General features: G+C 69.4%; 24 protein-coding genes and 1 tRNA gene. 23 read left to right on the top strand and 2 right to left on the bottom strand.

Going from position 1 to position 24,431, the window contains the following annotated elements; genetic code table 11:
* Positions 1 to 48: 48 nt before the first annotated feature.
* The 4 genes from phnC to phnE (ACYCO6_RS28935) all read left to right on the top strand — a co-directional run bounded on the left by phnC (position 49) and on the right by phnE (ACYCO6_RS28935) (position 3,710).
* Complete coding sequence (gene phnC, locus ACYCO6_RS28950; protein WP_459765782.1) at positions 49 to 897, top strand: phosphonate ABC transporter ATP-binding protein; 849 nt, start codon at positions 49 to 51, stop codon at positions 895 to 897.
* A 122-nt stretch (positions 898 to 1,019) separates the two neighbouring features.
* The gene (phnD, locus tag ACYCO6_RS28945; protein WP_459765780.1) at positions 1,020 to 1,946 is read left to right on the top strand and encodes a phosphonate ABC transporter substrate-binding protein; all 927 of its coding nucleotides are present in this window, start codon (positions 1,020 to 1,022) and stop codon (positions 1,944 to 1,946) included.
* Positions 1,947 to 1,962: 16 nt separating this feature from the next.
* Positions 1,963 to 2,844 carry a phosphonate ABC transporter, permease protein PhnE gene (phnE, locus tag ACYCO6_RS28940; RefSeq protein WP_459765778.1) on the top strand — a complete coding sequence of 294 codons (882 nt, stop codon included), beginning with the start codon at positions 1,963 to 1,965 and terminating at the stop codon, positions 2,842 to 2,844.
* On the top strand, positions 2,841 to 3,710 hold the full coding sequence (gene phnE / locus ACYCO6_RS28935; RefSeq protein WP_459765776.1) for a phosphonate ABC transporter, permease protein PhnE: 870 nt from the start codon (positions 2,841 to 2,843) through the stop codon (positions 3,708 to 3,710). The genes phnE (ACYCO6_RS28940) and phnE (ACYCO6_RS28935) overlap by 4 nt, the downstream gene beginning before the upstream one ends.
* Positions 3,711 to 3,916: 206 nt before the next feature.
* On the opposite strand, the gene phnF is transcribed toward phnE (ACYCO6_RS28935), so the two are convergent.
* On the bottom strand, positions 3,917 to 4,660 hold the full coding sequence (phnF, locus tag ACYCO6_RS28930; protein WP_459765774.1) for a phosphonate metabolism transcriptional regulator PhnF: 744 nt from the start codon (positions 4,658 to 4,660) through the stop codon (positions 3,917 to 3,919).
* A 79-nt stretch (positions 4,661 to 4,739) separates the two neighbouring features.
* On the opposite strand from phnF, the gene phnG reads away from it, so the two are divergent.
* The 8 genes from phnG to phnN are packed head-to-tail and all read left to right on the top strand — an operon-like array spanning position 4,740 to position 10,919.
* A complete protein-coding gene (phnG, locus tag ACYCO6_RS28925) occupies positions 4,740 to 5,201 on the top strand; it encodes a phosphonate C-P lyase system protein PhnG (protein WP_459765772.1) in 462 nt (153 codons plus the stop codon).
* A gap of 2 nt (positions 5,202 to 5,203) precedes the next feature.
* The gene (phnH, locus tag ACYCO6_RS28920; protein ID WP_459765770.1) at positions 5,204 to 5,791 is read left to right on the top strand and encodes a phosphonate C-P lyase system protein PhnH; all 588 of its coding nucleotides are present in this window, start codon (positions 5,204 to 5,206) and stop codon (positions 5,789 to 5,791) included.
* 3 nt (positions 5,792 to 5,794) lie between these two features.
* On the top strand, positions 5,795 to 6,901 hold the full coding sequence (locus ACYCO6_RS28915; RefSeq protein WP_459765768.1) for a carbon-phosphorus lyase complex subunit: 1,107 nt from the start codon (positions 5,795 to 5,797) through the stop codon (positions 6,899 to 6,901).
* Positions 6,898 to 7,767, top strand: coding sequence for an alpha-D-ribose 1-methylphosphonate 5-phosphate C-P-lyase PhnJ (locus ACYCO6_RS28910; RefSeq protein WP_459765766.1), 870 nt, complete (start codon positions 6,898 to 6,900; stop codon positions 7,765 to 7,767). The genes ACYCO6_RS28915 and ACYCO6_RS28910 overlap by 4 nt, the downstream gene beginning before the upstream one ends.
* The gene (gene phnK, locus ACYCO6_RS28905) at positions 7,764 to 8,537 is read left to right on the top strand and encodes a phosphonate C-P lyase system protein PhnK (RefSeq protein ID WP_459765764.1); all 774 of its coding nucleotides are present in this window, start codon (positions 7,764 to 7,766) and stop codon (positions 8,535 to 8,537) included. Before ACYCO6_RS28910 ends, phnK begins: the two co-directional genes overlap by 4 nt.
* The gene (phnL, locus tag ACYCO6_RS28900) at positions 8,534 to 9,241 is read left to right on the top strand and encodes a phosphonate C-P lyase system protein PhnL (RefSeq protein WP_459765762.1); all 708 of its coding nucleotides are present in this window, start codon (positions 8,534 to 8,536) and stop codon (positions 9,239 to 9,241) included. Before phnK ends, phnL begins: the two co-directional genes overlap by 4 nt.
* 11 nt (positions 9,242 to 9,252) lie before the next feature.
* Positions 9,253 to 10,389, top strand: a complete 1,137-nt coding sequence (locus ACYCO6_RS28895; protein WP_459765759.1) for an alpha-D-ribose 1-methylphosphonate 5-triphosphate diphosphatase — start codon at positions 9,253 to 9,255, stop codon at positions 10,387 to 10,389.
* Entirely contained in the window at positions 10,389 to 10,919 is a 531-nt protein-coding gene (gene phnN, locus ACYCO6_RS28890; RefSeq protein WP_459765757.1) for a phosphonate metabolism protein/1,5-bisphosphokinase (PRPP-forming) PhnN, read from the top strand. The genes ACYCO6_RS28895 and phnN overlap by 1 nt, the downstream gene beginning before the upstream one ends.
* A 126-nt stretch (positions 10,920 to 11,045) precedes the next feature.
* On the opposite strand, the gene ACYCO6_RS28885 is transcribed toward phnN, so the two are convergent.
* Positions 11,046 to 11,894 (bottom strand): outer membrane protein, encoded by an 849-nt coding sequence (locus ACYCO6_RS28885; protein ID WP_459765755.1) that lies wholly within the window; start codon positions 11,892 to 11,894, stop codon positions 11,046 to 11,048.
* Positions 11,895 to 12,206: 312 nt separating this feature from the next.
* On the opposite strand from ACYCO6_RS28885, the gene tuf reads away from it, so the two are divergent.
* The 11 genes from tuf to rpoB all read left to right on the top strand — a co-directional run bounded on the left by tuf (position 12,207) and on the right by rpoB (position 24,356).
* Positions 12,207 to 13,397 carry an elongation factor Tu gene (gene tuf / locus ACYCO6_RS28880; RefSeq protein WP_459765753.1) on the top strand — a complete coding sequence of 397 codons (1,191 nt, stop codon included), beginning with the start codon at positions 12,207 to 12,209 and terminating at the stop codon, positions 13,395 to 13,397.
* Positions 13,398 to 13,736: 339 nt separating this feature from the next.
* Positions 13,737 to 13,813, top strand: a tRNA-Trp gene (locus ACYCO6_RS28875).
* A 182-nt stretch (positions 13,814 to 13,995) separates the two neighbouring features.
* Complete coding sequence (gene secE, locus ACYCO6_RS28870; protein ID WP_459765751.1) at positions 13,996 to 14,292, top strand: preprotein translocase subunit SecE; 297 nt, start codon at positions 13,996 to 13,998, stop codon at positions 14,290 to 14,292.
* Between the two features lie 58 nt (positions 14,293 to 14,350).
* A complete protein-coding gene (gene nusG / locus ACYCO6_RS28865; RefSeq protein WP_459773774.1) occupies positions 14,351 to 14,884 on the top strand; it encodes a transcription termination/antitermination protein NusG in 534 nt (177 codons plus the stop codon).
* 217 nt (positions 14,885 to 15,101) lie between these two features.
* Positions 15,102 to 15,551, top strand: a complete 450-nt coding sequence (rplK, locus tag ACYCO6_RS28860) for a 50S ribosomal protein L11 (RefSeq protein ID WP_459765749.1) — start codon at positions 15,102 to 15,104, stop codon at positions 15,549 to 15,551.
* A gap of 11 nt (positions 15,552 to 15,562) precedes the next feature.
* Entirely contained in the window at positions 15,563 to 16,261 is a 699-nt protein-coding gene (gene rplA / locus ACYCO6_RS28855) for a 50S ribosomal protein L1 (RefSeq protein WP_459765747.1), read from the top strand.
* Positions 16,262 to 16,322: 61 nt separating this feature from the next.
* A complete protein-coding gene (locus ACYCO6_RS28850) occupies positions 16,323 to 16,574 on the top strand; it encodes a GIY-YIG nuclease family protein (RefSeq protein ID WP_459765744.1) in 252 nt (83 codons plus the stop codon).
* Positions 16,575 to 16,861: 287 nt separating this feature from the next.
* Complete coding sequence (locus ACYCO6_RS28845; protein WP_459765742.1) at positions 16,862 to 18,505, top strand: B12-binding domain-containing radical SAM protein; 1,644 nt, start codon at positions 16,862 to 16,864, stop codon at positions 18,503 to 18,505.
* Positions 18,506 to 19,039: 534 nt separating this feature from the next.
* On the top strand, positions 19,040 to 19,558 hold the full coding sequence (gene rplJ / locus ACYCO6_RS28840) for a 50S ribosomal protein L10 (RefSeq protein ID WP_459765740.1): 519 nt from the start codon (positions 19,040 to 19,042) through the stop codon (positions 19,556 to 19,558).
* Positions 19,559 to 19,606: 48 nt separating this feature from the next.
* Positions 19,607 to 19,987 (top strand): 50S ribosomal protein L7/L12, encoded by a 381-nt coding sequence (rplL, locus tag ACYCO6_RS28835; RefSeq protein ID WP_459765738.1) that lies wholly within the window; start codon positions 19,607 to 19,609, stop codon positions 19,985 to 19,987.
* A gap of 244 nt (positions 19,988 to 20,231) precedes the next feature.
* Positions 20,232 to 24,356, top strand: a complete 4,125-nt coding sequence (gene rpoB / locus ACYCO6_RS28830) for a DNA-directed RNA polymerase subunit beta (protein WP_459765736.1) — start codon at positions 20,232 to 20,234, stop codon at positions 24,354 to 24,356.
* Positions 24,357 to 24,431: the final 75 nt, after the last annotated feature.

The raw sequence follows: 24,431 nt of genomic DNA, 5'->3' as shown, positions 1-24,431 counted from the left end.
GTCGTGTAACTGGCGTTTAGCTTCGGCCATTCTCCGGCGGATGGATGCATGCTGGTCATCGAGGATCTGACGCGCCAATACGGCGCCCGGCGCGCCCTGGACGGCGTCTCACTGGAGATCGAGCCCGGCAGCTTCGTCGGAGTGATCGGCCGGTCCGGCGCCGGCAAGTCGACGCTGCTGCGACTCATCAACCGGCTGGCGGACCCGAGTTCGGGGCGCATCCGCCATGACGGGCACGACGTCACGACCCTGCGGGGTCGGGCCCTGCGGGCGTGGCGCACCCGCTGCGCCATGATCTTCCAGCAATTCAACCTCGTCGGACGCCTCGACGTGATGACCAACGTCCTGATGGGCCGGCTCAGCCACGTGCCGAGCTACCGGTCCCTGCTGCGCCAATGGTCCGAGGAGGACCGGGCGATGGCGTTGGCCGCGCTGGAGAGCTTCGACATGGGCGAATTCGCCGGCCAGCGGGCGGACGGTCTGTCGGGCGGCCAGCAGCAGCGCGTGGCCATCGCGCGCGCCCTGGTTCAGGAGCCCGAGATCCTGCTCGCGGACGAGCCCGTGGCTTCCCTCGATCCGCGCAACACCCGTCTCGTGATGGACGCGCTGGCCGAGGTGAACCGGCGCTACGGCATCACGGTCCTTTGCAACCTGCACTCCCTCGATCTCGCCCGTGCCTATTGCGACCGCCTCGTCGGCCTCGCCGCCGGCCGCGTGGTGTTCGAGGGCGGCCCCTTCGACCTTACCGAGGACGTGGCGCGCCGGCTCTACGGCCTGGAGGCCGGCGAGGTGCTCGACGATTCCGCCCAGCGCGAGGCGGAGCAGCGGGCGGCAATGCCGGGCCGGCCCGGCTTCGTGCCGGCGCGTCCGGTCCGCCAGGCTGCCATCGGCGCCTGAGCCGGGTTCGCCGGCCGCCGGCGCACCGGGCTTGAGGCCCCAACAACGACGGATCGGGAAACGCCCGCCGGCCTCGGCGGTCGGCCGAACCCTGCGCCACACGTAACCCAAGGGACGACATCATGATCACCCGACGCACCCTCGCTGGCGCCGCGGCGCTCACCCTCCTCGGCCTTCCGGCCGCCGCCCAGGACTGGAAGGCGCAGTATCCCGAACTGACGCTCGGCGTGATCCCGGCGGAGAACGCCACCGGCACCGCCGACCGCTGGGCGCCGCTCACCGCCTACCTGACCAAGACCCTGGGCGTGCCGGTGAAGCTGCGGGTGGCCAGCGACTACGCCGCGGTCATCGAGGGGCAGCGGGCCGGCAACATCCAGATCGCGTGGTACGGCCCGGCCTCGTTCTCGCGGGCCGTGATGACGGGCGTGAAGTTGGAGCCGATCGTCAACCAGAAGCACGAGACCGGCGCCTCGGGCTACTATTCGGTGGTCTACGTGCTGGCTTCGAGCCCATACAAGACCGTCGAGGACCTTAAGGGCAAGAACCTCGCCCTGGTCGACCCGAACTCCACCTCCGGCAACCAGGCGCCGCGCTTCTTTCTGAAGCGGGCCGGCTACGACGTGGAGAAGTTCTTCGGCAAGACCTTCTTCGCCGGCAGCCACGAGAACGCCGTCCTGGCGCTGACCCAGGGAACCGCCGACGCCGCCGCCAACCTGTGGAACTCCGAGACCGACACGATGGTCACCCGCATGGCCGCCAAGGGCATGCTGAAGAAGCCCGACGGCACGCCGATGCAGCAATCGGACTTCCGGGTCGTGTTCAAGTCCGACTTCCTGCCGGAGGGGCCCTTCGCCGTGCTGGCAAGCCTGCCGGACGACCTGAAGGCGAAGCTCCGCGCCGCCTTCATCGCCCTGCCGACGGACGACAAGGCCGCCTTCGACCGGCTCTCCGACGGCAAGGACCAGGGTCTCACCCCGGTGACCCTCAAGGATTACCAGCCGATCATCGAGATGCTGCGGTTCAACGACGAGCAGCGCAAGAAGTCCTGATCCGGAGGCACCGGCCTTGCGCGGCCCGACACCCTTGCCGCCGGAGCGGGAAGCCGCCCTCTCCGGCCTCTACGCGGCAGCGACCGGGGCCGCGCGCCGCCGCACCCTCGCGAGTTTCGCGGCGGTCGCGGCGCTGGCGGTGCTCGCCGGGCTCGCCGCCGAGGTGCGGCCGCTCGTCTTTGCCGAGAACATCGGCAAATTCACCGCCTACATCCAGCAGATCCTGCCGCCGATCGGCCTCGAGCACCCGATTGCGGACATGCGCGCCTGGTACTGGGGCCTACCCACTTGGCTGGCGCTGCTGAGCGAGACCCTGCTGATGGCCTATCTCGGCACGCTGCTCGGGGGACTGGCGGGCTTCGCCCTCAGCTTCGTCGCCGCCGCCAACCTCGTGCGGTCGCGCCTGATGCGCATCGGCGCCAAGCGTTTCCTGGAGGTGTGCCGCACCGTCCCGGACGTGGTGTTCGCGCTGATCTTCGTGATCGCTTTCGGCCTCGGGCCGATGGTCGGGGTGCTGGCCATCGCGATCCACACCACGGGGGCGCTGGGCAAGCTGTTCTCCGAGGTGGTTGAGAATATCGACATGCGGCCGGTCGAGGGGCTGTCCGCCTCGGGCGCCACCTGGATCGAGATTATCCGCTTCGCGGTTCTGCCGCAGGTGCTCTCGAACTTCGCCTCCTACGGGCTCCTGCGTTTCGAGATCAACGTGCGCGGGGCGGCCGTGTTGGGCTTCGTGGGGGCGGGCGGTATCGGCCAGGAGTTCCTGGCGGCGATCCGCAACTTCTACTATGCGGACGTGAGCGCGATTCTCGTGCTGATCATCCTGACCGTGTTCTGCATCGACCTCGCCACTGAGCGGGTCCGCCACCGGCTGATCGGCCCGGAGACGACACGATGAGCACGGCCCGTACCGGAGCCCTGCGGGCGGCGGCCCGGGTCGACCTCGCGCAGCTGCGCACCCGCTACCCGGAGCAGTTCCGCGCGGACCGGGCGGCGCGGGCGCGGTTCGTCATGGCGCTCGGCACTCTGGTCGGGCTCACCGCCCTGGCGTGCTGGCGCCTCGATGTCTCGGTTGCGCGGATTCTCCACGGACTCGGGCGGCTCGGCGCCTTCGCGGTGCTGATGCTGCCGCCCTCGCCGGAGGGGCATTTCTGGACCTTCCTGCACGCGCTGGGCGAGACGCTCGGGATCGCCTTCCTGGGCACGCTCACGGCGGCGCTCCTGGCCCTCCCGGTGGCGTTCCTGGCCGCCCGGAACGTCGTGCCCAACCCGTTCGCCCGGTTCGCCGTCCGCCGCGGCCTCGATGTCCTGCGCTCGGTGGACGTGCTGATCTGGGCGCTCGTCTGGATCAATGTCGTGGGGCTCGGCCCCTTCGCGGGCATGCTCGCCATCGCGTGCTCGGATGTCGGGGCGCTGGGTAAGCTGTTCTCCGAGGCGATCGAGACCTGCGACCGCCGCGCCGGCGAGGGCGTCGTGGCCGCGGGCGGCTCGGCCCTTCACCGCATCCGCTTCGGGCTGATTCCCGGGGTGCTGCCGGTGCTGGCGAGCCAAGTCCTGTACTTCTTCGAGTCGAACACCCGCTCGGCCACGATCATCGGCATCGTCGGTGCGGGCGGTATCGGTCAGTACCTCACCGAATTGATCCGCGTGCTGGAGTTGAAGCAGGTCGCCTTCCTGGTGCTGATGATCCTCGTCACCGTGGCCGCGATCGACTGGGTCTCGACCCGCCTGCGCCGGGCGATCATTGGGCCGGCAGCGCGCTGAGGCCGCCGCGGGCCGCGCGACGAGCCTCCGACCGACTCATCCTGAGGTGCCCGCGTCAGCGGGCCTCGAAGGAGCCCTCCAGAGAGCGCTGTGATCCCTGGAGCTCTCCTTCGAGGCGCCCGCTTCGCTTCGGAACCTCAGGATGAGGTGGAGGGATTGGAGGACCCATGTCGATACCTGCCGGAACGGCCGGTCCCGCCGCATGCTTAGCCGCCGATCACCAATTCGACCCGGTCGGCGGCGAACAGGGTTCGGTTCGCCTGGATCGGCACGCCCGCAGGATCGACGTTGACGCTCGACACCACCAAGACGACCCGCCCCGGCGCGATGTCGAGGCGCCCCGCCTCCAGCGCGTCCGCCGGGCGGGCGCGGATGCGCGTCGTGAGCCGGGTGTAGTCGTGGACGCCGCAGGCCGCGAAGGCCCGGGTGATCGAGCCGCGCTCCGCATAGGCTGCGGCGAAGCCGGAGAAGCGCGGCAGCGGCAGCCAGGTCAGCGCCGTCGAGATCGGGGCATCGTCCGCCCGGTGCGTCGTCACGAGTTCCAGCACCGGCGTACCGGGCGCGACTGCCAGTGCCGCCGCCTGCTCGGGCGCGGCCGGAACGGTGGCGGCGGCGAGCAGGTCGCCCCAGGCCTCACGGCCCGCCCCGGCGACGATCTCGGAGAAGCGGGTGCGCGTCCCGATCGGGTAGGACAGCGGTGCCCCCTCGACGAAGGTGCCGCGTCCCTGGCTCGCACGCACCAGGCCGCTCTCCGCCAGCGCGGCGAGCGCCCGGCGCACCGTGTGCCGGTTGACCGAGAACCGGACCGCCAAGGCGGTCTCGGTGGGCAGCTGCTGCCCCGCCGCGTACCGCCCCGCCCCGATGTCGGCCGTCAGCGCGTCGGCGATCTGCCGCCACGCCGTCAGACCCTCACCCCGGACAAGGCCGGGTGCCTGCTCCCGCGCATCCATCCTGTCATCCAAACTTCATTTGCGGTCGGCATGCCAGTTGTCTACACGACTATACAACAATCTTGCAGAGGGATTCGCGATGACGACGAGCCCGGGGACGGACGGTGAGATCGCCGCGCGACAGGCTGTGATGGCCCTCTGCGCCGATGCCGGGCGAGATGATCTCGAAGCCGCCGTTGCGGCGCTCGACGCCCCGGCGGCCGAGGATCTGCGACCCCCAGAGACCGGTCTGATCATGGCCACCGGCCGGATCGGCGGTGATGGGCGGCCGTTCAATCTCGGCGAGGTCAGCGTGACCCGGGCCGCGATCCGCCTCGACGGGGGCGCGAGCGGCTTCGCCTACCATCTCGGCCGCGACCGCACGAAGGCGCGTCTCGCCGCGATTCTCGATGCCCTTTGGCAGGATCCCGCCCGGCGCGCGGGCGTCGAGGCGGCGCTGGCGCCGGCCGCCCGGCGGTCCGAGGCTGCGCGCCGGCAGGCCGCCCGGCGCACGGCCGCGACCCGGGTCGATTTCCTGACCCTCGCCCGCGGGGAGGATTGAGCATGCTGGCCCCCGGTTTCGCCGACCCGGTCCACGACGCGCAGGGGACGTTCCGCGCCGTAATGGACGCGCTCGCCCGGCCCGGCCTGTCACGGCCGCTCGCCCCCGGTCTCGCGCCGCCCGCGCCCCTGACCCCGGAGCTCGCCGCCGTCGCGCTGACGCTCTGCGATGCCGACACGCCGGTCTGGCTCGACGCCGCCCTGGCCGGACGTCCTGAGGTCGCCGCGTATCTGCGCTTCCACACCGGTGCGCCGCTCACGGACGATCCGGCCCGCGCGGCCTTCGCGCTCATCCGGGAGCCCGCGCGCTGCCCGCCGTTCAGCCGCTTCGCGCCCGGCACGCCGGCCTATCCCGATACCTCCACCACCCTGGTGCTCGCCCTCGACGCCATCGTCCCGGGGCAGGGCCTTCGCCTCGCCGGCCCGGGCGTGACAGGCGCCGTCCGCGTTGCGCTGTCGCCCCTTCCGGACGGCTTCGTGGCGCAGCTCGCGCAGAACCGCGCGGACTTCCCGCTGGGCGTCGACCTGATCCTCACCGCTCCCGGCCAGGTCGCCGGCCTGCCGCGCTCGACCGCCGTGACGGAGGATTAGCCGATGTACGTGGCCGTGAAGGGCGGCGAGGCCGCCATCGACAACGCCCACCGGCTCCTCGCCGAGGCACGACGCGGCGACCTCGCCGTGCCGGAACTCTCCGTCGCGCAGATCCGCGAGCAGATGGCGCTGCTGGTCGACCGGGTGATGACCGAGGGCTCCCTGTACGATCCCGACCTCGCGGCGCTCGCCCTCAAGCAGGCCCGCGGCGATGTGGTCGAGGCGGTGTTCCTGGTCCGCGCCTACCGGACCACGCTGCCCCGGTTCGGCGCATCCGTGCCGCTGGAAACCGGCGCGATGGCGGTGGAGCGGCGGATCTCCGCCACCTTCAAGGATCTGCCGGGCGGCCAGGTGCTCGGGCCGACCTTTGACTACACGCATCGGCTGATCGATTTCGCCCTCGCCGCCGAGGGCGCTGTCGAGACCGCCGCCGAGGCCGAGCCGCGCCCCGACGCCGCCACCTGCCCGCGGGTCACCGATCTGCTGGCCCGGGACGGGCTGATCGAGCCCGCACCACCGGATGACGGGGCACCCGTGGGCGATCTCACCCGCGAGCCGGTGGATTACCCGGCCGACCGGGCCCTGCGCCTCCAGGCGCTCGCCCGCGGCGACGAGGGCTTCATCCTGAGCCTCGGCTACTCGACCCAGCGCGGCTACGGCCGCACCCACCCGTTCGTGGGTGAGATCCGGGTCGGCGCGATCGCGGTGGAGTTCGTGCCCGAGGAGCTGGGCTTCGCGGTGCCGCTCGGCCGGGTCCGGCTTACCGAGTGCCAGATGGTCAACCAGTTCAAGGGCTCGCGCGCGGCGCCGCCCCAGTTCACCCGCGGCTACGGGCTGAGCTTCGGGCAGAGTGAGCGCAAGGCCATGGCGATGGCCCTGGTGGATCGGGCGCTGCGCGCGGAAGAGCTCGGCGAGCCGGTGGCGAGCCCGGCCCAGGACCAGGAATTCGTCCTGGCCCATTGCGACAGCCTCCAGGCGACCGGCTTCGTCGAGCACCTGAAACTGCCCCACTACGTCGACTTCCAGGCGGAGCTGGAGCTGGTCCGGCGCCTGCGCGCCGAGTTCGAGCAGACCCAGGAGCGGGCCGAGATGCAGGAGGCCGCCGAATGAGCGCCGCGACCGCGCAGCGCCCGGGCAGCGAAGCGGGCTACAACTTCGCCTATCTCGACGAGGGCACGAAGCGGATGATCCGCCGGGCCATCCTCAAGGCCATCGCGGTGCCGGGCTATCAGGTGCCCTTCGCCTCCCGCGAGATGCCGATGCCCTACGGCTGGGGTACCGGCGGCGTGCAGGTCACGGCGGCGATCCTCGGCCGGTCGGACGTGCTCAAGGTCATCGACCAGGGCGCCGACGACACCACCAACGCGGTCTCGATCCGCCGCTTCTTCGCCAAGACCTCCGGGGTGGCCACCACCACCCGCACCGCGGAGGCGACGGTGATCCAGACCCGCCACCGCATCCCCGAGACGCCGCTCACCGAGGGGCAGACCCTGGTCTATCAGGTGCCGATCCCTGAACCCCTGCGCTTCCTCGAGCCGCGCGAGACCGAGACGCGCCAGCTCCACGCGCTCGCCGAGTACGGCGCCATGCACGTGAAGCTCTACGAGGACATCAGCCGCCACGGCCACATCGCCACCACCTACGCGTACCCGGTGGAGGTGGCGGGCCGCTACGTGATGGACCCGTCGCCGACGCCGAAATTCGACAATCCCAAGATGGACGATTGCCCGGCGCTCCAGCTCTTCGGCGCCGGCCGCGAGCGGCGGATCTACGCGGTGCCGCCCTACACGCGGGTGCACAGCCTCGACTTCGAGGACCACCCGTTCCGCGTGCAGGAATTCACGCAGCCCTGCGCCCTGTGCGGCGCCCGCGGCCACTACCTCGACGAGGTGGTGACCGACGATTCCGGAGGCCGGATGTTCATCTGCTCCGACACCGACATCTGCGAGACCCGCGTGGCGGAGGCCGGCCGATGAGCGCGCCGCTCCTCTCCGCCCACGGCCTGACCAAGGCCTACGGCAATCGCCTCGCCTGCGCGGGTATCGATCTCGACGTCACCGAGGGCGAGGTGCTCGCCATCGTGGGCGAGTCGGGCTCGGGCAAGTCGACGCTCCTGTCGCTGCTCGCGGGCGAGCTGGCGCCGGATGCGGGCGAGGTCCGCTACCGGATGCGCGACGGGCGGACCCGCAGCCTCGCCGATCTCGGGCCCGCCGAGTTGCGCCGGCTGATGCGCACCGACTGGGGCTTCGTCCGGCAGGATGCCCGCCAGGGCCTGCGCATGGCGGTCTCGGCCGGCGGCAATGTCGGCGAGCGGCTGATGGGCATGGGCGAGCGCCATTACGGCTGGATCCGTGGCCAGGCGCTCGACTGGCTCGACCGGGTCGAGATCGACGCGGGCCGGGTGGACGATCCGCCGAGCCAGTTCTCCGGCGGCATGCGCCAGCGGCTGCAGATCGCCCGCAACCTCGTCACCGGGCCGCGGCTGGTGCTGATGGATGAGCCGACCTCCGGACTCGACGTCTCGGTCCAGGCCCGGCTCCTCGACCTGATCCGGCGGCTCTCGGCGGAACTCGGGCTCGCGGTGATCATCGTGACCCACGACCTCGCGGTGGCGCGGCTGCTCTCGCACCGGATCGCCGTGATGCGGGCCGGCCGCGTCATCGAGACCGGCCTGACCGACCGGGTGCTCGACGATCCCGAGCACGCCTACACCCAGCTCCTCGTTTCCTCGGTGCTCGCCGCATGACCGCGCTTCTGACCTTCGAGGACGTCGCCAAGAGCTTCACCCTGCACCTGCGCGGCGGTGTCGTGCTGCCGGTGGTGGGCGACGTCAGCTTCGCCGTGGAGCCCGGCGAGTGCGTGGTGCTCGGCGGCCCTTCGGGCGCGGGCAAGTCCTCGCTCCTGAAGATGGCCTACGGCAATTACCGCTGCGATGCCGGCGCCATCCGGGTTCGCGACGGTGACGCCGTGGTGGACGTGGTCCGGGCCGATCCGCGGGTCGTCCTGGCGCTGCGGGCGCGGGTCATCGCCTACGTCTCGCAGTTCCTGCGGGTGATCCCGCGGGTCTCGGCCCTCGACGTGGTCGAGGCCGCGGGCCGCGAGGGCGGCCTGTCCGAGGCGGCGGCGCGCGGGCGCGCGGAGGACCTGCTCGCCCGGCTCAACCTGCCGGAGCGGCTCTGGGTCCTGCCGCCCGCGACCTTCTCGGGGGGCGAGCAGCAGCGGGTCAACATCGCCCGGGGCCTGATCGCCGACCGGCCGATCCTGCTCCTCGACGAGCCCACCGCCTCCCTGGACGCGCAGAACCGCGCCGTGGTGGCCGATCTCGTGCGCGAGAAGCTCCGGGCCGGGGCCGGGGTGCTCGGCATCTTCCACGACAGCGAGATGCGCGACGCTGTGGCGACCCGGGTGGTCGATGTCACCCGCTTCGCGCCGCGAGCCCGGGCAGCCTGAGGATCTTCACGATGGACGACTTCATCCTCGAGAACGCGACCCTGGTCCTGCCGGACCGGGTGCAGCGCGGCTGGCTCGCGGTGTCGGACGGGGCGATCGCCGAGATCGGCGAGGGCCGTGCGCCCGTGCGCGGCCTCGATCTCGGCGGCGACCACCTGATCCCCGGCCTGATCGAACTGCACACCGACCATCTGGAGAGCCATTTCGCGCCGCGCCCGAAGGTGCGCTGGCACCCCCTTGGCGCCGTTCTGGCCTACGACGCGCAGATCACCGCCTCGGGCATCACCACGGTGTTCGATTCGCTCCGCGCCGGCAGCGACCCGGACGGCAGCGGCCTCGGCTCCGAGCTGGAGCAGCTCGCCGGCGCCATCGCCACCGCGCGGGCCGGGGACCTGTTCCGGGCCGAGCACTTCACGCACCTGCGCTGCGAACTGCCCTCCCTGGACGTGCTCGACACGGTGGCGGCCTTCACGGCCCGCTACCCGGTAGGGCTGATCTCGCTGATGGACCACACGCCCGGCCAGCGGCAGTTCCGCGACATGGAGAAGTACTACACCTACGCCACACGGGGCGGCCGGCCCATGGAGGAGATCCGCGCCAACACCGAGCGCAAGATCCGCGACGGCCGGGCGCTGAACGCGAAGAACCGGCCGGCCCTGGTCCAGTTCGCCCGCGAGATGGGCATCCCGCTCGCGAGCCACGACGATACCACCCTGGCCGATGTCGACCTCGCGGTCGGCGAGGGCGTGCGGCTGGCCGAGTTTCCCACCACCCTGGAGGCGGCCGAGGCCGCGCACCGGCAGGGCATCACCGTGATGATGGGCGCGCCGAACCTGATCCGCGGCGGCTCGCATTCCGGCAACGTCGCCGCCCTGGCGCTGGCCGAAGCCGGGCACCTCGACATCCTGTCCTCGGATTACGTGCCGGCGAGCCTGCTGATGGCGGCGTTCCTGTTGCCCGAACAGGCGTCCGCGATCACGCTGCCGGAGGCGCTCGCAACTGTTACGGCCAACCCCGCCCGAGCGACGGGCCTGACCGACCGCGGCGCGCTGGAGCCCGGACTGCGGGCCGACCTCGTGCGGGTACGGCGCGCCGACGGTGTGCCGGTGGTCCGCGAAGTCTGGCGCGCTGGCCTGCGGGTCGCCTGATGCCGGGCTGCCTCGTCCTCGTGGTCGGCCCGAGCGGGGCCGGCAAGGACACGCTCATCCGCCTGGCCCGGGCGGCGCTGTCCGACGATCCTCGCTACGCTTTTCCCCGCCGCCTCGTCACCCGGCCTCCCTCGGCCGACGAGGACAACGACCAGATCGACGAGGCCGTCTTCGCGCAGGGTTGCGCGACCGGCCGCTTCACCCTGAGCTGGCGCGCCCACGGTCTGGGCTATGCCCTGCCGGCGGAAGCGGGACGTCTGGCCGCCGATGGGCACGTGGTGGTCTGCAACGTCTCGCGCCGCATCGTCGCGGAGGCCCGGATGACCTGTCCGCGGGTGAGCGTCGTCGAGATCACGGCGCCGCCCGCGATCCTGGCCCAGCGACTCTCGGCCCGGAACCGGCCGGAGGACGGCGACCTCGCGGCGCGGCTCGCCCGGCAAGCGCGCGTCGAGGCCGATCTCACCATCCTCAACACCGGCGCGCCGCAGGAGGCCGCCGAGCGGCTGGTCGCGCATCTGCGCGCCTGCTGAACGGCCTCGGTATCCCGTTCGGGGGCCGCGACGGCAGCCACGAGAAAGGGCGCGCTCCGGTCCCGGCGCGCGCCCTCGCAGGAATGTCCGGAAGGATCGCTCCCGGACGGTTATGACTCGCCGCTCTCAGTAGCCGCCGAACTTATAGTTGAAGCCGGCGCGGACGATGTTGCCCTCGGTCCGGAACCGCGAGACGTAGCCCGTGCCGACGCCGACGCCCGGGACCGCGCCGACGAGCACGTTCTGGCTGCCCAGGTCGTAGTGGACGTACTCGGCCTTGACCGTCAGGGCGTCGTACTTGATGCCGAGGTAGCGGCCGAGTGCGAAGGTGTTCAGGAAGCTGTCGGTGGGCAGGGCGAACTCGATGCCGCCGCCGTAGGCGAAGCCGGTCTGGAAATCGTCGTAGCGGCCCGCGAAGGCGAGGCGGCCGGCCGGCGAGAAGAAGTTGGCATCGTAGAACACGTTGCCGTAGGCGAGACCGCCGAGGCCGTACACCATGACGCGGTCGAAGGCGTAGCCGACGCGGCCGACGAGCGTGCCGATCCAGTCGGTGCCCTGACGGAAACCGCTCAGCGCGTTGGTGTTGCCGAGGTAGTAGCGGTTCTTGGCGAGATCCGTCCAGTCGATGCTGTTGGCGATGCCGACGACGATGCCCGAGCCCGGGGTGAACTGGTAGTTGAAGCCCGCGGTACCACCGATGTTGGCGAAGCCGTCATCGGAGATCCGGACGCCCGCAGGGCGGGCGCCGGTCGCCACGTTGGCGGCGTTGACCGGCGCGATGCCCACCGTGTTGATCCGCTGGCTGTCCGTGAAGGTGTAGGCCGTCTCGAGACCGCCGTAGAACCCCGACCAGGTGAAGACCGGCACCGGGGTGAAGACCGGCGGCGGCGCAGCGCGGCGCGGCAGGTCGGCGGCGATGGCAGCCGTCGAGACCAGGGCCGTCGCAGCGCTGGCGAGGAGGAACTTCTTCATCATGATGGCGGGACCCGACGTTGTGCGTTGTTGCCCGCAGTTAAGCTCGGCCGCGGCAATCCCGCTATGTCGCTGAGGCCACAGTGTGGCCCGAAAGCGTCCTCGGTGTTGCCGGACAGTGATATTCCCACGTTCACGGCTCGACGCCGCGGCTTGACAGCGATGCCGCTCTCCGGGGGGGGGCTCGTGCGCGCCGGACCTTGATCGCGGACGGCCGACCCTCTAAGCGAACCGCGTTTTTCGCCCCTTTCCGAGTTCGGGGCGGCCGACCAGGATCCGGGGCCCCGCGCGGTCCCCGCCGCAGGAACGGGAATCATGGCCAAGGAAAAATTCACGCGTTCGAAGCCGCACTGCAACATTGGCACGATTGGTCACGTTGATCACGGCAAGACGTCGCTGACGGCGGCGATCACGAAGGTTCTGGCGGAGACGGGCGGTGCGACGTTCACGGCCTACGACCAGATCGACAAGGCGCCGGAGGAGAAGGCGCGCGGGATCACGATCTCGACGGCGCACGTGGAGTACGAGACGCAGAACCGTCACTACGCGCACGTGGACTGCCCCGGCCACGCCGACTACGTGAAGAACATGATCACGGGCGCGGCGCAGATGGACGGCGCGATCCTGGTGGTGTCGGCGGCTGACGGCCCGATGCCGCAGACCCGCGAGCACATCCTGCTGGCGCGTCAGGTGGGTGTGCCGGCGCTGGTGGTGTTCCTCAACAAGGTCGACATGGTCGACGACGAGGAGCTGCTGGAGCTGGTGGAACTCGAGGTGCGCGAGCTTCTGTCGAAGTACGACTTCCCGGGCGACGACATCCCGATCACCAAGGGCTCGGCGCTGATGGCGCTGGAGGACAAGGAGCCGAAGATCGGCAAGGAAGCCGTCCTGAAGCTGATGCAGACGGTGGACGAGTACATCCCGCAGCCGGAGCGTCCGATCGACCTGCCGTTCCTGATGCCGATCGAGGACGTGTTCTCGATCTCGGGCCGCGGCACGGTGGTGACGGGTCGCGTGGAGCGCGGCATCGTGAAGGTGGGCGAGGAAGTCGAGATCGTCGGCATCCGGGCGACCACCAAGACGACGGTGACGGGCGTGGAGATGTTCCGCAAGCTGCTCGACCAGGGGCAGGCGGGCGACAACGTCGGCGTTCTGCTGCGCGGCACGAAGCGCGAGGACGTGGAGCGCGGCCAGGTCGTGTGCAAGCCGGGTTCGGTGAAGCCGCACGCCAAGTTCAAGGCCGAGGCCTACATCCTGACCAAGGAGGAGGGTGGCCGTCACACGCCGTTCTTCACCAACTACCGGCCGCAGTTCTACTTCCGCACCACGGACGTGACCGGGATCGTGACGTTGCCGGAGGGCACCGAGATGGTGATGCCGGGCGACAACGTGACCATGGACGTGGCGCTGATCGTGCCGGTGGCCATGGAGGAGAAGCTGCGCTTCGCCATCCGCGAGGGCGGCCGCACCGTCGGCGCCGGCGTCGTCGCCGCCATCAACGACTGAGCCTGAACAGACGGAGCGGCGTCCAGCGCCGCTTCGCCTTCATCGCGCCGGTCTCCGTCAGGACGGGGGCCGGCGTTGTTCGTCGGAGCCGCCTTTCGCGGCGCGTCCTTGTGCCGGGTCCGGGATCAAGTTCCGCCGTCGCTCCACCTGTCTGGGAAAAGCGCGCGGGGTGTTTGCGCGCACCCCTTTTTCCGGGCGAATGCGGCGCCGGCGGAATGCGGCTCGGGACCCGGCGCGGGTCTCGCGGCGAAAGTGGCTCCCCTTCACCGCCAGGCAATGCTGGTTCCGGCGCGCGACCCCTTGCCAGCCGGGCCGCGATGGGGCATTGGGCGGTGCGCTAGGAGTGTAGCTCAACTGGTCAGAGCGCCGGTCTCCAAAACCGGAGGTTGCGGGTTCGAGTCCCTCCACTCCTGCCAGACATCCTGCCCGATCCCGCGCGGTGGCCCGGTCGACAAGCCGGTGGAGTTGCGCTAGAGCGGGCGCAATCCGAGATCTGAAGCGACCGTCGGTGCGGGCCCATCCGGGTCCTCGGCGCCGACATTCGCATTCCCGGATGCGGTCTCTGCCTCGGGGCCGAACACGCACAGACACTGGCGCCATGGCATCGAACGAAGCGACCAAGAAGGTGGACCTGGTGCGCGGCGCAGCCCGCGGTCCCGCGAACCCGCCGCCGGCCCGGCCGGCGACGCCGACACGCGCGCCGCAGAAGCGCGCCACGCCGGGCGAGTTCTTCGCGCAGGTTCGAGACGAGGCGCGCAAGGTCACGTGGCCGACCCGCCGGGAGACCACGATCACGACGATCATGGTGTTCGTGATGGTGGTCGTCACCAGCCTGTTCTTCACGGTGGTCGATCAGGCCCTGCGCTTCGTGGTCGGCCTGATCCTGGGGCTCTGAGCCCCGGACACCATCGAACGAGGGCGACCTCGCGGACTTGTCGGAGTTGAACGGAACCGTGTCGAAGCGCTGGTACATCGTCCACGCCTACTCGAACTTCGAGAACAAGGTCGCCCAATCCATCAAGGACCAGGCGGCTCAACGCGGGCTGACCGAGCTGTTCGACGAGGTGATGGTCCCCACCGAGAAGGTCGTGGAGGTCCGCCGCGGCCGGAAGGTCGATGCCGAGCGCAAGTTCTTCCCCGGCTACGTGCTGGTGAAGTGCGACCTCACCGACGAGGTCTATCACCTCATCAAGAACACCCCGAAGGTCACGGGCTTCCTCGGGGCCGACAAGTCGAAGCCGGTGCCGATCCCGGACGCCGAGGCCGAGCGGATCAAGGGCCAGGTCGCCGAGGGCGTCGACCGGCCGAAGCCCTCGATCTCCTTCGAGATCGGCGAGACCGTCCGGGTCGCCGACGGCCCGTTCGCAAGCTTCAACGGCACCGTCGAGGAGATCGACGAGGCCCGCTCCCGCCTCAAGGTGGCCGTGTCGATCTTCGGCCGCGCCACCCCGGTGGAGCTCGAATACGCCCAGGTCGAGAAGGCCTGAGCCTTCGGAATTCGGCGGCCCATCGGCTGCCTGCCTTTCCCGGCCGTCGCTGAGCGGCGGCCGTGAAGCCGCCGCACTCGATTGAGGATGCGGCACCATCCGCGGGAGATCCGCCCGGCCTCGCCTCCGGGATCCACGGATCGCACCGCGACCTGCAACCGTCCGACCCGCCGCGCTTCAGGCCGCGTGGGGGCGGATCCTCATTGGGAGCAGTCCCATGGCGAAGAAGATCACGGGCTACGTGAAGCTTCAGGTCCCGGCCGGCGCCGCCAACCCGTCGCCGCCGATCGGCCCCGCGCTCGGTCAGCGCGGCCTCAACATCATGGAATTCTGCAAGGCCTTCAACGCGAAGACCGCGCAGATGGAGAAGGGTACCCCGATCCCGGTGATCATCACCGCGTATCAGGACCGCTCCTTCACCTTCGAGATGAAGCAGCCCCCGGTCACCTTCTTCCTCAAGAAGGCCGCCGGCCTGAAGCTCGGCAAGAAGCCCGCCTCCGGCTCCAAGACCCCGGGCAAGGGCCCGACGGTCGGCAAGATCACCGAGGCGCAGCTCCGCGAGATCGCCGAGAAGAAGATGCCCGACCTGAACTGCGACACGGTTGATTCGGCCGTCGCGATGATCCGTGGCTCCGCGCGAGCCATGGGCCTCGAAGTCGTCGCCTAAGGGAGGGCAGCATGGCTAAGGAAGGCAAGCGCATCCGCGCCGCCCGCGAGGGCATCGAAGTCACGAAGCTCTATCCCCTCGACGAGGCGATCAAGCTGGTGAAGGAGCGGGCGACCGCGAAGTTCGACGAGACCGTCGAGGTCTCCATGAACCTCGGAGTCGATCCGCGTCACGCCGACCAGATGGTCCGCGGCGTCTGCAACCTGCCGAACGGCTCCGGCCGGACGGTCCGCGTGGCGGTCTTCGCCCGCGGCGCCAAGGCGGACGACGCCCGGGCTGCGGGTGCCGACATCGTCGGCGCCGAGGACCTCCTGGAGATCGTGCAGGGCGGCAAGATCGAGTTCGATCGCTGCATCGCCACCCCGGACATGATGCCGCTGGTCGGCCGTCTCGGTAAGGTGCTGGGCCCGCGCGGTCTGATGCCGAACCCGAAGGTCGGCACCGTCACCATGGACGTGAAGGGCGCCGTCGCCGGCGCCAAGGGCGGCTCGGTCGAGTTCCGCGTCGAGAAGGCCGGCATCGTCCATGCCGGCGTCGGCAAGGTCTCGTTCGACGCCGACAAGCTCGTCGAGAACATCAAGGCCTTCGCGGACGCCGTCGCCAAGGCGAAGCCCGCGGGCGCCAAGGGCACCTACGTCCAGCGCATCGCCGTCACCTCGACGATGGGCCCGGGCGTGAAGGTCGAGCCGAGCACGGTCCTGACCGCCTGACACAACGCGAAGCGCCCACGCTACGGAACGCCCGGCCGGGAACGGCCGGGCGTTTTCCGTCGTGGGGGCGCGGACGGAGAGGCTGTCCCACGTCTGCATCGTGGCGAGCCGGCGGAACGGCACGCTCTATGCCGGCTCTAAGACGGATCTGGTGCGGAGGATCCGGGAACACTGCACCGGGATGCGGTCGGGATTCACGCGGGATTACGGCGTGATCCTGCTGGTCTGGTACGAGGTCCAGCCCGGATCATCGATGCGCGGGTGCGGGAATGCGCGATCAAGCGCTGGCGGAGGGCACGGAAGCTCGCGCTGATCGAGGCATTCAATCCTGCGTGGCGGGACCTGTACGACGATCTGGTTTGATGAGCCGCTCCGCGGCTGAGGCTTGTGCTGGGTCCCGGGTCGCATCTTGCTGGCGCCTCATGCCCGGGAGAGGGGTGGTGGAAAGTAAGCCCGCCCCTTTCCCGGACAGGTGGCGCGAAGCGGAGCCTGATCCGGGATCCAGCACAAGCCTCGCCGCGCAGCGGCACCGCGTCCCTCACACCATTCTGTACCGCGAAGGGGGGCGCCATCCGGCGCGGCTGTGCTAGATTAGCAGCCATGCGATGCACCCTGACGGTCACCTCCAAGCGACGCATCCTGTGCGTCTTTCCCGCCTACACGCCGTCCTTCGGGACATTCTCCCACGCCTACCCGCTGATGGGCGGCGTGAAGGCCTTCATGCCGCCGCAGGGGCTGCTGCTGATCGCGGCCTACATGCCGGAGGCCTGGGAATGCCGCTTCATCGATGAGAATATCCGCCGCGCGAGCCCGGCCGACTTCGGCTGGGCCGACGCGGTCTTCGTCTCCGGGATGCACATCCAGGAGCCGCAGATCCACGACATTCGCGACCGGGCGCGCGCCGTCGGCAAGGTCACGGTGCTGGGCGGCCCCTCGGTCTCAGGCGCGCCGGAGAAGTACGGCGACTTCGACTACCTCCACATCGGCGAGATCGGCGACGCCACCGACCAGCTCGTCGCCCGCCTCGACGCCGACATCGCGCCCCCGCCCGCCCAGGTCGTGCTGGAGACGAAGGACCGCCTCGCGCTCGCCGACTTCCCGGCCCCGGCCTACGACCGCGTCCCGCTCAAGCGCTACCTGATCGGCTCGCTGCAATTCTCCTCGGGCTGCCCGTATCGCTGCGAGTTCTGCGATATTCCGCAGCTCTACGGCCGCCAGCCGCGCCTGAAGAGCCCGGAGCAGATGTGCGCCGAGCTCGACGCTATCGTGAGCCAGCCGGGCCACCCGGCGGTGGTCTACTTCGTGGACGACAATTTCATCGGCAACCGCAAGGCGACCCGCGAGATGCTGCCGCATCTCGTGGAGTGGCAGAAGAGGAACAACTACCCGCTCCAGTTCGCCTGCGAGGCGACGCTGAACATGGCCAAGCAGCCCGAGATCCTTGAGCTGATGCGGCAGGCGAACTTCATGACGGTGTTCGTCGGCATCGAGACGCCGGAGGCCGAAGCGCTCAAGGGCATCGACAAGACTCACAACGCTGCCGTGCCGATGTACGAGGCCATCGAGACGCTGAACTCCTACGGGCTGGAGGTGACCTCCGGCATCATCCTGGGCCTCGACTCCGACACGGACCGGTCCGAGCAGAACCTGATCGACTTCATCGACCGCTCGGCGATCCCCGTGCTGACCATCAACCTGCTCCAGGCCTTGCCGAAGACGCCATTGTGGGACCGGCTGGAGCGCGAAGGGCGCCTCGTCCACGACGCGAGCCTCGAATCCAACGTGCTGTTCAAGCGCCCCCACGACACCGTGGTGGGGAGCTGGCGCCGCGCCATCGCGCATGCCTACGCGCCGGAGAAGATCTTCGAGCGCTTCAAGCACCAGTGCGATGTCACCTATCCGAACCGCATCATCACGCCGACGGCCGGCAAGCTGACCTTCACGAACCTGCGCCGGGGGCTGATCCTCGGCTTCAACATCATCACGCGCGTCGGGATCTTCTCCGACTACCGCAGGCCGTTCTGGAACGCCGCCGTCTACGCGATGAAGCGCGGACAGATCGAGGCGGTGTTCAACATGGGCTTCGTGGCCCATCACCTAATCCGCTTCACCCGCGAGGCGCTGCGGGGCGAGCACAACGCCTCGTTCTACGCCGCCAAGGCCGCGGAGGCGAAGGCCGCCCGGGATCGGAGCTGGTGGGAGGCGGCCAGGCGCAAGCTGGCGCCGGAGCGTGAGGCGGCGTAGCCGGGGATCCGAGCCCGCGCCGAGCGATGCAGCCGCGGCAAGCCTCCCCCGCAAGCCCTTGCCTGCGGCGGAAAAGTCGCGCTTCGGCCCTTGGCAGGCGGCTTGCTAGGCTCTATACACCGCGCCTCACGCATTTCATCCTCACGGAAGGAGACGGCCGATCGGCCGGTTTCCGCTTGAAATGTCGCCCGGGCAACCGGGTGGCACTGGCCGGAAGGATCCAGAGGGCGACGAGCCCCGCGGAGCCTTGTCCGGCCATGTCCTGTCCGAGACTGCAGGTGCCGGTTCGCCGGCTTAATCCGCCAGCCTGCACAGACGGGGAAGACCGAATTCAACAAGCCTCGCCTCGGCCTCGGTCGCGGAGGGGTGTCGGTTTGAACCAACTCGCCCGAGTCGGCCTCCAGGGGCGCGCGCGGGGACAGGGCCGCGAAGCGTCGTTCGGACGTTCCCGGTCTTCTGAAGGCCGAGACCACGTCCGGGCGGCATGTGCAACCGGCGGACCCGCAATGGGTTCCGCCAACCGGAGAGAGCCCAGTGGACCGGACAGCTAAAGCTGATCTCGTCTCGACGCTCAACGGCGTGTTCAGTCAGAGCGCCGTCGTCGTCGTGGCCCACTACAAGGGCCTCACGGTCGCCGACATGCAGAAGCTGCGTTCGCAGATGAAGCAGGCCGGCGCCACCGTGAAGGTCGCCAAGAACAGCCTCGCCGGCATCGCACTCGATGGCACGGACGTCGCCTCCATCAAGCCGCTCCTGAAGGGCCCGACCCTGCTCGCCTATTCCGGCGATCCGGTCGCTGCCGCGAAGGTCGCGGTCGATTTCGCCAAGGCCAACGACAAGCTCGTGATCCTCGGCGGCGCGATGGGGAAGACCGCCCTGAACCCGGACGGCGTGAAGGCGCTCGCCTCGCTCCCGTCCCTCGACGAACTGCGCGCCAAGCTCGTGGGCCTCATCCAGGCTCCCGCGACGAAGGTCGCCCAGGTCGTCAACGCGCCGGCGGCCAAGCTCGCCCGCGTGTTCGGGGCTTATGCCAAGAAGGACGAGGCCGCCTGAGGCCCTTCAAAAACCATCCGTTCGAACCGATATTGAGAGGAATTCACCATGGCTGATCTCGCCAAGCTCGTCGACGACCTGTCCTCGCTGACCGTTCTCGAGGCCGCTGACCTGGCCAAGATGCTCGAGGAGAAGTGGGGCGTCTCGGCGGCTGCCGCCGTCGCCGTCGCCGCTGGTCCGGCTGCCGGTGGTGGCGCTGCCGCCGCCGCCGAGGAGCAGACCGAGTTCACGGTCGTCCTCGCGTCCGCCGGCGACAAGAAGATCGAGGTCATCAAGGAGGTCCGCGCGATCACCGGCCTCGGCCTCAAGGAGGCCAAGGACCTCGTCGAGGGCGCGCCGAAGCCGATCAAGGAAGGCGTTGCCAAGGACGAGGCCGAGAAGCTCAAGGCCCAGCTCGAGAAGGCCGGCGCCAAGATCGAGCTCAAGTAAGTCGACGATGGGCCGGTCCCGGCCCATCACCCCACGGAGGTCCGTTCCGGGCCTGTCGTGACTGGAGCCCGCGGGTAGAGCGCCCGCGGGCTTTAGGCCGCTTCGGCGGATGGTCCCGGGAGGGACCGGCAAGAGATTCGGTTCGGTGGCGCGGCCCGGCGGGGCGCGCGTCACGGCCCGGCGCGGGAGGTCCCTTCGGGAACGCTTCCCCGGGCGCGAGGCACGCGGGTAGGAGCGAGGTCACATGGCCAACACGCTGGTCGGTCGCAAGCGCATTCGGAAGTTCTTCGGCAAGATCAAGGAAGTTGCCGAGATGCCGAACCTCATCGAGGTTCAGAAGGCGTCCTACGACCAGTTCCTGATGGTCGACGAGCCCGAGGGCGGGCGCGCCGACGAGGGGCTGCAGAGCGTGTTCAAGTCGGTGTTCCCGATCTCCGACTTCGCCTCCACGGCCCTCCTCGAGTTCGTGCGCTACACCTTCGAGGCCCCGAAGTACGACGTGGACGAGTGCCGCCAGCGGGGCATCACCTTCGCGGCCCCGCTGAAGGTCACGCTCCGCCTCATCGTGTTCGATGTCGATCCCGACACCCAGGCCAAGTCGGTCAAGGACATCAAGGAGCAGGACGTCTACATGGGCGACATGCCCCTGATGACGGAGAACGGCACCTTCATCGTCAACGGCACCGAGCGCGTCATCGTCTCGCAGATGCACCGCTCGCCGGGCGTGTTCTTCGACCACGACAAGGGCAAGACCCACTCCTCGGGCAAGCTCCTGTTCGCCGCCCGCATCATCCCGTACCGGGGCTCGTGGCTCGACGTCGAGTTCGACGCCAAGGACATCGTCCACGTCCGCATCGACCGGAAGCGCAAGCTGCCGGCGACGTCGCTGCTCTATGCCCTGGGCCTCGACGGCGAGGAGATCCTGTCGACCTTCTACAACAAGGTCGTCTACGACCGGGACGGCGCCGACTGGCGCGTGCCGTTCGACGCTGAGCGCATGAAGGGCATGAAGGCCACCGTCGACCTGATCGACGCCGATTCCGGCGAGGTCGTGCTCGAGGCCGGCAAGAAGCTCAACGCCCGCAACGCCCGCCAGATCACCGAGAAGGGCACCAAGTTCCTCAAGGCGACCGACGAGGATCTCGTCGGCCAGTACGTCGCCGAGGATCTGGTCAACACCCAGACCGGCGAGATCTGGGCAGAGGCCGGCGAGGAGATCACCGACAAGCTCCTCAAGAGCCTGGAGGATGTCGGCATCACCGAGTTGCCGGTGCTCGACATCGACCACGTCAATGTCGGTCCCTACATCCGCAACACGCTGGCGGTGGACAAGAACTCGAACCGCGAGGGTGCGCTGTTCGACATCTACCGGGTCATGCGCCCGGGCGAGCCGCCGACCCTCGAGACCGCCGAGGCGATGTTCCACTCGCTGTTCTTCGACGCGGAGCGCTACGACCTCTCGGCCGTGGGTCGCGTGAAGATGAACATGCGTCTCGATCTCGACGCCGCCGACACCGTGCGCACGCTGCGCAAGGAGGACATGCTGGCGGTCGTCAAGGCGCTCGTGGAACTGCGCGACGGCAAGGGCGAGGTCGACGACATCGACCACCTCGGCAACCGCCGCGTCCGCTCGGTGGGCGAGCTCATGGAGAACCAGTACCGCCTGGGCCTCCTGCGCATGGAGCGCGCCATCCGCGAGCGCATGAGCCAGGTCGATATCGACACGGTCATGCCGCAGGACCTGATCAACGCGAAGCCGGCGGCCGCGGCCGTGCGCGAGTTCTTCGGCTCGTCGCAGCTGTCGCAGTTCATGGACCAGACCAACCCGCTCTCCGAGGTGACGCACAAGCGCCGCCTCTCGGCCCTCGGCCCGGGCGGTCTGACCCGCGAGCGCGCCGGCTTCGAGGTGCGCGACGTGCACCCGACCCACTACGGCCGCATCTGCCCGATCGAGACGCCGGAAGGCCCGAACATCGGCCTGATCAACTCGCTCGCCACCTTCGCGCGGGTGAATAAGTACGGCTTCATCGAGACCCCGTTCCGGCGCGTGCGCGACGGCGTGGTCACCGACGAGGTCGCCTACCTCTCGGCCATGGAGGAGGCGAAGTACTACGTCGCCCAGGCGAACGCCCAGATGGACGAGAACCGCAAGCTGACGGAGGACCTCGTGGTCTGCCGCCGGGCCGGCGAGGTGATCGTCGTCGGGCCTGAGCGCGTCGACCTCATGGACGTGTCGCCGAAGCAGCTCGTCTCGGTCGCCGCGGCGCTGATCCCGTTCCTGGAGAACGACGACGCCAACCGCGCGCTCATGGGCTCGAACATGCAGCGCCAGGCGGTGCCGCTGGTCCGCGCCGACGCCCCGTTCGTGGGCACCGGCATGGAGGCGGTGGTCGCCCGGGATTCCGGCGCCGCCATCGCGGCCCGGCGGACCGGCATCGTCGATCAGGTGGACGCCACCCGTATCGTCATCCGCGCCACGGAAGAGGCCGACGCCAACAAGCCGGGCGTCGACATCTACCGGCTGCAGAAGTTCCAGCGCTCGAACCAGTCGACCTGCATCACGCAAAAGCCGCTGGTCCGCGTCGGCGAGTTCGTGAAGAAGGGCGAGATCATCGCCGACGGTCCCTCGACCGAGTTCGGCGAGCTCGCGCTCGGCCGGAACGTGCTCGTCGCGTTCATGCCGTGGAACGGCTACAACTTCGAGGACTCGATCCTGCTCTCCGAGCGGATCGTGAAGGATGACGTGTTCACCTCGATTCACATCGAGGAGTTCGAGGTGATGGCCCGCGACACCAAGCTGGGGCCGGAGGAGATCACCCGCGACATCCCGAACGTCTCCGAGGAGGCGCTCAAGAACCTCGACGAGGCCGGCATCGTCTACATCGGTGCCGAGGTGAATGCCGGCGACATCCTCGTCGGCAAGATCACCCCGAAGGGCGAGAGCCCGATGACGCCGGAGGAGAAGCTGCTCCGTGCCATCTTCGGCGAGAAGGCCTCGGACGTGCGCGACACCTCGCTGCGGGTGCCGCCGGGCGTCACCGGCACGATCGTCGAGGTTCGGGTGTTCAACCGCCACGGCGTCGACAAGGACGAGCGTGCCCAGGCGATCGAGCGCGAGGAGATCGAGCGGCTCGCCAAGGACCGCGACGACGAGCAGGCGATCCTCGACCGCAACACCTACGCCCGTCTGGCGGACGTGCTCATCGGCCAGGCGCCGGTGGCCGGCCCGAAGGGCTTCAAGAAGGACACCACGCTCACCCGCGAGCTGATCAACGACTACCCGCGCTCGCAGTGGTGGCAGTTCGCCGTCATCGACGACCGTCTCATGACCGAGATGGAGGCGATGCAGAAGCAGTACGACGAGTCGAAGAAGCGCCTCGAGCAGCGCTTCCTCGACAAGGTCGAGAAGCTGCAGCGCGGCGACGAGCTGCCCCCCGGCGTCATGAAGATGGTCAAGGTCTTCGTGGCGGTGAAGCGCAAGATCCAGCCGGGCGACAAGATGGCCGGCCGTCACGGCAACAAGGGTGTCGTGTCGCGGATCGTGCCGATCGAGGACATGCCGTTCCTGGAGGACGGGACGCATGCCGACATCGTGCTCAACCCGCTGGGCGTGCCCTCGCGCATGAACGTCGGCCAGATTCTGGAGACGCACCTCGGCTGGGCGGCTGCGGGCCTGGGTCGCAAGGTGTCGAAGGCGGTGGATGCCTATCTGAAGACGCAGGACATCGCGCCGCTGCGGGAGGAGATGAAGGCGATCTACTCCCCCGGCGAGCTCGACGGCCTCTCGGACGAGGAGCTGGCCGAGGCCGGCAACAACATCCGCCGCGGCGTGCCGATGGCCACGCCGGTGTTCAACGGCGCCAAGGAGGCCGACATCGAGCAGATGCTGGAGATGGCCGGTCTCGACCGCTCGGCGCAGTCGACGCTCTACGACGGGCGCACCGGCGAGCCCTTCGACCGCAAGGTGACGATGGGCTACATCTACATGCTGAAGCTCCACCACCTCGTGGACGACAAGATCCACGCGCGCTCGATCGGCCCGTACTCGCTCGTCACCCAGCAGCCGCTGGGCGGCAAGGCGCAGTTCGGCGGTCAGCGCTTCGGCGAGATGGAGGTCTGGGCGCTGGAGGCCTACGGCGCGGCCTACACGCTGCAGGAGATGCTCACGGTGAAGTCGGACGATGTGGCCGGTCGCACCAAGGTCTACGAGGCGATCGTCCGCGGCGACGACACTTTCGAGGCCGGCATCCCCGAGAGCTTCAACGTGCTCGTCAAGGAGATGCGCTCGCTCGGCCTCAACGTCGAGCTCACCTCCTCCAAGAAGGCGGCCAACGATCAGCTGGAGCCGCCGGCGGACGCTGCCGAGTAAGACAGAGAACCACACCTCCCGTGGCGGCGGATCACCGCCGCCACGGTCGAGCGGGAAGGGGAGGGGCCTTCGCGG

The organism is Methylobacterium sp. CM6257 (genome assembly GCF_054611515.1).
This window is presented reverse-complemented; position numbering and strand designations above follow the sequence as displayed.